General features: G+C 71.3%; 6 protein-coding genes. All 6 read right to left on the bottom strand.

What is annotated here, in order from left to right:
• Positions 1 to 62: 62 nt before the first annotated feature.
• The 6 genes from GA0070608_RS21885 to GA0070608_RS21860 all read right to left on the bottom strand — a co-directional run bounded on the left by GA0070608_RS21885 (position 63) and on the right by GA0070608_RS21860 (position 4,952).
• Positions 63 to 269, bottom strand: a complete 207-nt coding sequence (locus GA0070608_RS21885; protein WP_091630399.1) for an MbtH family protein — start codon at positions 267 to 269, stop codon at positions 63 to 65.
• Positions 266 to 1,303 carry a 2,3-diaminopropionate biosynthesis protein SbnB gene (gene sbnB, locus GA0070608_RS21880; RefSeq protein ID WP_091630398.1) on the bottom strand — a complete coding sequence of 346 codons (1,038 nt, stop codon included), beginning with the start codon at positions 1,301 to 1,303 and terminating at the stop codon, positions 266 to 268. Before sbnB ends, GA0070608_RS21885 begins: the two co-directional genes overlap by 4 nt.
• Positions 1,297 to 2,277, bottom strand: a complete 981-nt coding sequence (sbnA, locus tag GA0070608_RS21875; RefSeq protein WP_091630397.1) for a 2,3-diaminopropionate biosynthesis protein SbnA — start codon at positions 2,275 to 2,277, stop codon at positions 1,297 to 1,299. Before sbnA ends, sbnB begins: the two co-directional genes overlap by 7 nt.
• A gap of 97 nt (positions 2,278 to 2,374) precedes the next feature.
• Entirely contained in the window at positions 2,375 to 3,736 is a 1,362-nt protein-coding gene (locus tag GA0070608_RS21870) for a condensation domain-containing protein (protein WP_091630396.1), read from the bottom strand.
• Positions 3,733 to 3,972 carry an acyl carrier protein gene (locus tag GA0070608_RS21865; protein WP_091630395.1) on the bottom strand — a complete coding sequence of 80 codons (240 nt, stop codon included), beginning with the start codon at positions 3,970 to 3,972 and terminating at the stop codon, positions 3,733 to 3,735. The genes GA0070608_RS21870 and GA0070608_RS21865 overlap by 4 nt, the downstream gene beginning before the upstream one ends.
• Positions 3,973 to 3,995: 23 nt before the next feature.
• Positions 3,996 to 4,952: a beta-ketoacyl-ACP synthase III gene (locus GA0070608_RS21860; protein ID WP_091630394.1), complete on the bottom strand. Its 957-nt coding sequence runs from the start codon at positions 4,950 to 4,952 to the stop codon at positions 3,996 to 3,998.
• Positions 4,953 to 5,067 lie beyond the last annotated feature (115 nt).

Here is a 5,067-nt window from a genome sequence, read left to right as displayed (position 1 = left end):
CGGTGCTCCTCCGGGGTGGGGTTTGAGCGCGGACGGCCGGAGTCACACCTCCGGCGGGCCCGTCAGACGGACGCGCCGTCCATCCGCAAGCGCAGGCTCTTCGGCCGCATGTCGGTCCAGAGCTCGTTGATCCGGCTGAGGCACTGCTCCCTGGTGCCCTCGGTGCCCTCGGCCCGCCAGCCGGCCGGCAGCGCCCGGTCGCTCCACCAGATCGAGTACTGCTCCTCGTCGTTGAGCACCACCAGGTAGCTGCGGTCGTCGTCGCTCATGGTTTCTCCCTCGTAGGTTCCGCGGTCGCCACGGCGGCGGCCGGTACGGGTGTGAAGTCGTCGATCCGCACGCCGAGGCCCCGCCGGGCCGCCGTGTCGCGGACGTGTTGGGCCAGCGCGATGTCCAGGACGCCCAGCCCGAACGGCGAGACCACCACCGGGCCGGGAACGTCGGCGGAGGGCAGCGCCGCACCGCCGGCCAGCCGGCCGATGGTGGTGTGGATGAAGTCCCGGCCGCCGGTGAGCTGTTCGGCGAGGTGCAGCGAGGTGCGCTCGCGGCACACGTGGTCGGGGTCGTCGACGACGTTGCGAGCCGACAGGACCGCCCGGGGGTGCAGGTCGCGCAGCGACAGGTGCAGCACCACGCTCTCCGGCTGGCAGGCGGTCAGCTCCAGGTGCGGATCGCTGGCGGTGGTGGCGATCGAGACCAGCCGGTGGGCGGCCAGAGCCTCCTCGGCGCTGCCCACCACACTGATCGTCGTGGCCGGCAGCAGGGCTGCCGCCCTGGTGGCGAACGCCTCGGCCCGTCGCGGGTCGGAGTCGTGCAGCACGAGCGAGGCCGGCGGCGCCAGAGCCACGGTCAGGAAGCGCAGCACCTGCTGGTTGATCAGCCCACAGCCGATCAGCGCCAGGCCGTCGGGGCGACGGTCGGCGGTCAGCAGTTGCGCGGCGAGGGCCGCGCCGGCCGCGGTCCTCGCGGCGGAAATGACCGACCCCTCGATCACCGCGTCGGGCTGACCGGTGTCGAGCGAGTTGAGCACGATGGCGGCGCTGGCACGGTCCAGGCCCCGCTCGATGTTCGCCGGGAACGAGGAGATCCACTTCATGCCCGCGGCCGGCGGGTCGGCGCCCAGGTACGCGGGCAGTCCGATGATCCGGTTGCGGGCGTTGTCGGGGAAGCGCAGGAAGACCGAGTGGGGCACACTCGTGCGGCCCTGCTCGTGCAGGAGGTACGCCTGTCGGACGATGTCGATGACCCGCGCCTCGTCGCCGTCGAGCACGTCCCGGACCACGGCATGGCCGATGATCAGCATTTGTCGCCTTTCCACAGGTGGCTGACCTCGCCGAACTGTTCGGTCACCCAGCGATCGGAGTAGATGGTGTCGAGGTAGCGGTCGCCGTTGTCCGGGAAGATCAGGACGCTGGTGCTCCCGGCGGGAAGGTCCGCCATCCGGCGGCGCAGCGCGGCCACCGTCGCCCCGGACGACCCGCCGGCGAGAATGGCCTCCCGGACGGCCAGCAGCCGGCACCCGACCACGCAGTCCAGGTCGGACACGTGCAGCACCTCGTCCGGCCTGGCGCTGGCGGCCAGCGGTGGCACGACCGAGGCGCCGTGCCCGGGGATCAGCCGGGGGGCGGGCGGATGACCGAAGATCGCGCTGCCGACCGCGTCGACCGCGATGATCCGGGTGTGGTGTCCGCCCTCGCGCAGGTAGTCGGCGCAGCCGACCAGGGTGCCGCAGGTGCCGGTGGAGCAGAACAGATAGTCGACCCGGCCGTCCAGTTCGGTCATGATCTCGGCCATGGTCTGCCGCTGGGCCTGGGCGTTGAGCGGGTTCGTGTACTGGTCCGGGCGGTAGGCGCCGGGCACCGTCTCGACCAGCTCGCGCACCCGGCGCCGCCGGACCGCGAGGTACTCGCCGGTCACCGGGTCGGGGTGCTCGATCATGTCGATCTCGGCCTGGTACGCGGCAAGCACCGCCAGGTTCTGCCGGGTCGTCTTCGGGTCCACCACGCAGATGAACCGGATACCGAAGTACGCGCAGATCTGGGCCAGGCCGATGGCGAGGTTGCCGGAGCTGGACTCCACCACCACGGAACGTCCCGGCGCCAGTTCACCGGATTCGATCTTTCCGCGCAGCATGTTCAGCGCCGCCCGGTCCTTGATGCTCCCACCCGGATTGAACTGTTCGAGTTTCGCGTACGCCCGGGCGGGAAACTCGGGAAACAACCGGTCCAGTCGTACCAGAGGCGTATTGCCGACCGTGGAGAGAATTCCCTGATCCATTTCAACCCCCTCTCCGGGCTGACGGAATGCCGCCCGCAGTCACGTGCGGGCGCTGTGTCGCCGGCGCCGCGAGACGGGTGCCGGGTCTGCCAGGTGCTCAGCTCATGCCGAGTTCGAGCAGCATCCGCTGCTCGGAGTCGCCCGCCATGGGGGCGTCGGCGACGATCGCGGCCGGGTCGGCGCAGGCGGCGCCGAGCAGGGCCAGGTACTGGTCGAAGAGCCGCTCGACGGTGGCCCGGTCGAGCAGGTCCGTGTCGTAGTTGAACTCGGTGCGCAGGGCCAGGTCCGGCAGCTGGTGGATCGTCACGGCGAGGTCGAACTGGCCCTCGTCGTAGGGCACCATCAGCTGACGGGTCCGGTGCCCGACGAAACCGTTGCTGGTGTCGGACATGGTGTCGTCGTGCTGCCGGGTGAGCAGGGTGATGGTGACCCGCACCAGCGGGTCCCGGTCCCGGCGGGCCGCCTGGACCAGGGAGAACGGGTAGGCGGCCCGTGCCACGCCGTCGGAGAGCTGGCGTCCCGCGTCGGCGATCGCCGACGCGAAGGTGGTGCCGGGAACGAACGACGACCGCAGCACGACCAGGTTCACCAGTATCCCTACCACCTCCCGCAGCGCCCGCCCCCGCCGCACCGACACCGGGCAGCCGATGGTGAACTCGCCCTGCCCGGTGCAGCGGTGCAGCAGCGCCTCGAAGACGCCGACCAGGACGCTGAACGGGGTCACCGCCAGGTCGGCGGCCGTGGCGCGCACCTGCCGGGCGACCTCGTCCGGCAGCATCCGGGCGACGGCCGCGCCCCGGTAGGACCGGAGGGCGGGGCGGGGCCGGTCGGTGGACAGGGTGGCGGCCGTGGCCCCGGCGCAGGTGCCTGCCCAGTGCTCGGCCAGTTCGGCGCGCCGGGGGCCGGCCAGCATGGCCTGCTCACGCGCGACGAACTCGTCGTAGCTGGGCCGCGTCGGCCAGTCCACCGCGCCGCCACCCCGCAGCACCTGGTACGCGTCGCTGAGATCCCGCCAGATCAGCCGCTGGGACAGCCCGTCGGTGGCGATGTGGTGGATCACCAGCACCAGCGCGCAGTCCGTGCGACGGCGCAGCAACACCGCCCGCAGCGGGCCGTCGGATCCGAGCCGGAGCGGCTGCTCGCCGACGGCACGGATCAACGTCCGCAGGGCTTCGTCGTCCACGTCGCCGACGTCACGTACCTCGAGTGCGCCCGAGCCGGCCTTGTCGACCAGCCGCACCGGCTCCACGCCGGTCTCGGTGAACCGGGACCGGAGCAGATCGTGCCGATCCTGCACGGCGACGAGGGCGGCCCGCAGCACATCGAGGTCGAAAGCCGGCTCGGCGAGCACGGCCGTCACCACGTTGCTGGTCGAGCTCTCGGGCGCGAGTCGGTACAGCGCCCACTGCGCGGCCTGACCGACGGACAGCTCCCGGGCGTCCCCGTCGCCGGCGCTCACTTGGCGGCGAGCACGAAGTCGGTCAGGTCCTGGACGCGGACGAAGTTGCCGACCTCCTCGTCCGGGACCTCGATGTCGAAGTGGACCTCCGCGGCGCCGAGAAGGTCGACCAGCTTGAGCGAGTCGAGGCCCAGGTCCACGAAGGTGTCGTCGGCGGAGATCGGCCGCTCCGGGTCCTCGGTCATCAGCTTGCGGGTCAGCTGCTCGATGTCGGCGGCCACCTGGTCAACGGTCATGTCAGTGTCCTTTCGAAGGGTGTTCAGGGCATCCGGACGATCTGGCCGGCGTAGGCGAGGCCGGCACCGAACCCGAGCAGCAGCGCCTTGTCGCCGGGCTTGGTACGGCCGCTCTCGTGCAGCCGGCTCAGGGCCAGCGGCACCGAGGCCGCCGAGGTGTTCCCCGTGTCGACCACGTCCCGGGCGACCTTCTCCTCCGGGATCTCCAGGATCTCGGCGAGCTGCTCGATGATCCGCAGGTTCGCCTGGTGTGGCACGAACCAGTCGATCTCCGACAGGTCGATTCCCGCGCGGGCGCAAACCTCCCGCGCGACCGGGGGGATGTTCTTGGTGGACCACCGGTAGACCAGCGGCCCGTTCATCGAGGCGTACTCCTTGCCGTCCTTCGCCCACTTCGTGCCGAGGATCGGGGCCCGGCGGCCGTCGCTGCCCCACACCACGGGGCCGATGCCCTGGGTCTCGGAGCGGGAGATGACCGCGGCGCCGGCGCCGTCGCCGAAGATGACGTAGGTCGCGGGGTCCTCGGGGTCGATGAACTCGGTGAGGTGTTCGGCGCCGATGACCAGCACGTTGCGCGCCTCGCCGAGGCGGACCGCGTTGGACGCGACCGAGACCGAGTAGGCGAACCCGGCGCAGGCGGCGTTCAGGTCGAACGCGCCGGTGGCCGGGATGCCGATCCGGTGCGCGACCTCCGGCGCGCCGCCCGGGATCCGGTCCCGCTTGGTGGCGGTGGCCAGGATGAGCAGGTCAACCTCGGAGGGGTCGACGTTCGCCATGGCCAGCGCCTTCGCGCCGGCCTCGGCCGACATCACCGGCACGGTCTCCCCCGGACCGGCGCTGTGCCGGGTCTTGATCCCGGTGCGCTCCTCGATCCATTCCGGGGTCACCTCCGTACGCAGTGCGATGTCCGGGTTGGTGACCACGCGGGTGGGCCGGTAGGCGCCGAGCCCGGTGATCGCCGAACCGAAGGTGTCCGACATCGTTCTCCCTTTCGTCAACCCGGCCGGCAGCCAGGTCGAGGACTGCCGGGAGAAAGGCTCGGGCATCCGCCTCATAGCTTCTCTACATATCGACCCGACATAGGAAAGCCATAGC

The organism is Micromonospora peucetia (genome assembly GCF_900091625.1).
GTDB classification, from domain to species: Bacteria; Actinomycetota; Actinomycetes; order Mycobacteriales; family Micromonosporaceae; genus Micromonospora; species Micromonospora peucetia.
This window is presented reverse-complemented; position numbering and strand designations above follow the sequence as displayed.

Coding starts and splice junctions, on each gene's coding strand:
- sbnB (WP_091630398.1), bottom strand. CDS start 1,303: ATGCTGATCATCGGCCATGCCGTGGTCCGGGACGTGCTCGACGGCGAC.
- GA0070608_RS21865 (WP_091630395.1), bottom strand. CDS start 3,972: ATGACCGTTGACCAGGTGGCCGCCGACATCGAGCAGCTGACCCGCAAG.
- GA0070608_RS21860 (WP_091630394.1), bottom strand. CDS start 4,952: ATGTCGGACACCTTCGGTTCGGCGATCACCGGGCTCGGCGCCTACCGG.
- sbnA (WP_091630397.1), bottom strand. CDS start 2,277: ATGGATCAGGGAATTCTCTCCACGGTCGGCAATACGCCTCTGGTACGA.
- GA0070608_RS21885 (WP_091630399.1), bottom strand. CDS start 269: ATGAGCGACGACGACCGCAGCTACCTGGTGGTGCTCAACGACGAGGAG.